This is a genomic window from Pseudomonas avellanae BPIC 631, from assembly GCF_000444135.1.
In the GTDB taxonomy this organism is placed as follows: domain Bacteria; phylum Pseudomonadota; class Gammaproteobacteria; order Pseudomonadales; family Pseudomonadaceae; genus Aquipseudomonas; species Aquipseudomonas avellanae.
Genome location: NZ_ATDK01000349.1, coordinates 1 through 3,348, shown reverse-complemented (window position 1 = coordinate 3,348; position 3,348 = coordinate 1). Strand labels below are relative to the sequence as shown.

Sequence of the window (3,348 nt, the reverse complement as noted above, 5' to 3'; positions counted from 1 at the left end):
TGTTCTCCTGCTCAAAAAGTGAGCAGAAGCAGTTGAACACCTGGGTCAGTTTTCAGTCGGCAGAACAGCCTCTACTGGGTCAGTTTTCGGTCAGCGACAACACCATACGAGCCGCTCGTGAAAAAACGTGTGTTTTGGCAACAACCAAGTCATAGCGCAGGTCATAGCGCTCAGCCGTGAGAGATAGCCCGTCTAAGGTGGCAGATACCGGTCATGTGCGCGCGAAGCCTAAACATAAAATCTAAGACCTGCGGTCGGCAGTAAAAGCCAAGTACTGTAGACTCTCCGCCGCGCAAACAGGGAGACATCACTCATATGGCACAGGCAAAACTCATACGGCAGGTAGGCCTTACGGCGACTGAGTCTCCGAGTCAGATGCTGGCCTCTGCACGCATCATGGCCCGTGCTTTAGCCAATACGTTTCCGATTGAGCACCAGTTGGCTTTGGCACGGGCTTTCGGTGTTCGTCTAATTGAGAGCTGGTGGGATGAACTGACCAGCATTGACATCGTTTCTCCAGACCTTAGAGCGCCGCTACAGCCTTTCACTGTGGAGGTGCTCCCTCAAGCGGCTGCTGCACTGGCGGAGACTATTGGTCGTATTGCCGCGAGCTTTGATGCTGAGACCGCCGCCTATCAAATAGGGCTTACCTATACAGGGATGCTTCCTTTAGAACACCGCGGGACCTATGGTGTTTTTTACACCCCCCCTGTTCTGACTGCACGATTGATCGACCAAGTGACAACAGCGGGCATGGACTGGGCAACGTGCCGAGTGCTCGATCCGGCCTGCGGGGGGGGCGCTTTTCTCGTGCCTATCGCCCAGCGAATCATCAATGAGGCGAAGGGCTGTAGTCCAAAGCTGCTGATGCAAAGCATCGGTAACCGTCTACGCGGTTACGAGATCGATCCATTCGGCGCTTGGCTTACACAGGTTACTTTGGATGCGGTGGTACTCCCAGTGAGCCGCATAGCAGGCAGACGGCTGCCGGTGATGGTTACCGTCTGTGATTCGTTGCGTCGAAGCCCTGTCAGAGATCGCTTTGACTTGGTAATAGGGAATCCTCCCTATGGCCGAGCAAAACTCGATCCAGAAACACGTGATCGTTACAAGCGTTCGCTCTATGGCCACGCTAATCTTTACGGACTGTTTACGGATTTGGCGTTGCGTCATACCAAACTGGGTGGGGTGATCGCTTACGTTACGCCGACCTCCTTTCTCGCAGGTGTCTATTTCAAAAACCTTCGGGCTTTGCTTGGCCGATCGGCACCGCCGCTGTCCATCGATTTTGTCACTGTGCGCAAAGGTATGTTCGATGATGTGCTGCAGGAAACCGCTTTGGCCACTTACCGGCGCGGTGCTGCTGGCGCGCCGGTGGTGGTGGCAGAAATTTCACCGGCAACAAACGGCCTGGCGATCCACCAAACCGGTGTGATTGAGTTTCCTGCTGATCCTTCGTTGCCATGGATTTTGCCCCGTACTGCCCAACAAGGCGCATTGGTAAAGCGTTTGACGCAAATGCCGCACCGCCTGGCCGATTGGGGCTATACGGTGAGCACCGGTCCGCTTGTATGGAATCGATACAAGAGCCAGCTGGCACACCGCCCAAGCAGCAAGCGGTTACCGCTCATTTGGGCCGAAGCCATTACTGCGGATGGCCATTTCATATTTCGTGCGGAAAAGAGAAACCACGCGCCTTATTTTGAACTGCAAGCCAGTGATGGGTGGATGGTTACGACCAAACCATGCGTGCTCTTGCAGCGGACCACCGCCAAAGAGCAGAGCCGGCGACTAATCGCAGCAGCGTTACCCGCCGAGTTCTTGAAGACGCACGGCGGTGTCGTTATTGAAAACCATATCAATATGATCCGCCCGATCAGCGAGGTGCCGGAGGTCAGTGCGGAGGTATTGGCGGCCTTTATCAACAGTGGGGCTGCAGATCGCGCATTTCGCTGCGTCAGCGGCTCGGTTGCCGTTTCGGCCTACGAGCTGGAATCGCTACCGTTGCCTGCACCAGACGACCTGGGCGAACTGACTCGTTTGGTAAATGCAGGGGCTGATCGTCACGCAATCGAAGCCGCTTGCACTGAATTGTTCGAAGGGGATAGGTAGTGCTGCCACCTTATGTAGCAAGGGACTTAGTCGCCGAACGTCTACCGCTAATTTTCCCAGAAGGAACGCCCAATAGAACGTATTGCACGCGCGAACTGGCAGCCAGTACTGTGTTCACGATGCTCTACATCGGAGCTTTGGAGGGAACTGGCGTTCTATTGGGGCCGGTGCACGTTTATCGCATGACTGATCAGCAGGCAGCGGACGGCAGTGACGACGCGCGTCACAACTACAGGTCGAATTTGCGAAAGCGCAATTTTACCATTCCTGGGAAGCGATGGTACGCCGACAACACGCGCGAACCCATTCGGGATGAGACCTTGCGCGAGGGGCTGATCGCCGTTGGTGCAGTTATCGAGGACAAAACCGTTTCCACGACTGCGGGCGCTCCGCGTTATGCGCTCAGAAATGGGCTCGCTGCGCTGTTTTCCCCATTATTGAAGGGGGACGAATTGGCATCCGCCATCTTGCGTTGGCAGGAGGAGCACCTGAACAAAGGGGCGCTGGCAAGGATTTCTCTGATGCGCCTTGGAGGAACTGACAAGGAAGGGGTTCTGGTCCGTTTTCCCAATGGTGAGACCCGTACGTTATCCCCTGGCCCCAGTTCGGAGATATCCCGGGCGGTGGTAGAGGTCTTCGCAAAGCAGTTCCTGGCGAAGCCTGTTGTCCTCTGGCTGAGCGAGTCCAGCAACAAGGTGGCTATGCAGGATTTGCGCATGGCTTCCAGCATAGGCCTGGATATTGAAGCGCAAAAAAACTTACCTGACTTGATCCTGGTTGACCTGGAACCTGTTCATCCGCTCATCGTGTTTGTCGAGGTAGTGGCCACCGACGGTGCGATTACAGAACGCAGACAAGAGGCTTTATTTTCGCTCACGGACAAAGGTGGGTTCAAACGATCGAGCGTAGCATTCGTCACGGCCTATGCGGACCGTCAGTCACCAGGTTTTAAGAAGACCATTAGCGGTCTTGCTTGGGGCTCATTCGCTTGGTTTCTGAGCGAGCCGGACAAGGTATTCATGCTAAGCGACGGTATAAAACCGTTGTCAGCATTGAACGAAGTTATCACACGACAATAAGGGAGCAACTTATGAAATGGTACCCGAGCCTTGGGGTGCTTACCCTGGCCATCATGGCTGTCGCTAATGCGGCTGATAAGGTGGAAGTGTCCAACCTGACAGTGACAGACACCGCATCCGGCAAAATTCACTACATCCAGGGGTCGGTTCCGGCTGG

Annotated in this window: 2 protein-coding genes; both read left to right on the top strand. The window is 55.0% G+C overall.

The features are described from left to right. Window positions 1-375: 375 nt before the first annotated feature. Window positions 376-2,112, top strand: coding sequence for an HsdM family class I SAM-dependent methyltransferase (locus DW49_RS0121250; RefSeq protein ID WP_232002779.1), 1,737 nt, complete (start codon window positions 376-378; stop codon window positions 2,110-2,112). Continuing rightward, window positions 2,112-3,191 (top strand): BsuBI/PstI family type II restriction endonuclease, encoded by a 1,080-nt coding sequence (locus tag DW49_RS0121245; RefSeq protein WP_005620862.1) that lies wholly within the window; start codon window positions 2,112-2,114, stop codon window positions 3,189-3,191. Before DW49_RS0121250 ends, DW49_RS0121245 begins: the two co-directional genes overlap by 1 nt. Window positions 3,192-3,348: the final 157 nt, after the last annotated feature.